The 665-nt window shown below is 66.3% G+C and carries 1 protein-coding gene; it reads right to left on the reverse strand.

The annotated features are described in order from the left end of the window. On the reverse strand, positions 1–642 hold a 642-nt coding region (locus tag VR44_RS40390), incomplete at its 3' end, for a hypothetical protein (RefSeq protein WP_211275235.1). Positions 643–665 lie beyond the last annotated feature (23 nt).

Raw genomic sequence — 665 nt, forward strand, 5'->3', positions numbered from 1 at the left:
CTTCCCGCAACTGACGAGATTGTGGGCCCACGGGGACTCACTGGTGGTGCCCTGCCACATTGCGCGCATCAGTTCCAGCTGCATGTGCAGCGCGGCCCCGGTGGCGTAGAGACCGAGCGTCAAGAACTTGGAGTCCGGGGTGGTGTGCTTCGAGAGCGGAAGCTCGTTCAGGGTGGGCCGGAACTGGTCGAGCCCTTCGCAGGCCGCGTTGACCTTGTCGCGTAGGTCCTGGGTGTCCGAACTGGCGGCGAAGGCGTCCGGGTCGGGGTCCTTCGCGAACCGCTGGAACAGGTGGTCGCTGGTCTTGATCACTTGCAGGAGCGTGGTGACGTCACCGAGGAACTTGGCCATGTCGTCGCGCACGGACTGCTCGGCCATCTGCTCGACCAGGAGCTTGTCCAGCGCGTTCAGCTGCTTGGTCAGCTCGGTGCCGAAGTCGGTGGCCCTCGGCGGAAACAGCAGCTTGAGTCCGGCGGAGATTCCGCCGAGGACACCGCTGGCGATCATGCCCGGCTCGCCGCCGGCGATGGCCACCGTGGCCAGCAGCGACAGATAGCTCTCGAGCACCTGCAAGGAGCGCTGGGTCTTGGCATCAGTGTCGATTAGTACGGTGCCCTCCGCAGGCGCGGCGTCGCGCTCCAACCGGTCGGCGTCCTGGTCTGGCG

The organism is Streptomyces katrae, assembly GCF_000966975.1.
GTDB classification, from domain to species: domain Bacteria; phylum Actinomycetota; class Actinomycetes; order Streptomycetales; family Streptomycetaceae; genus Streptomyces; species Streptomyces katrae.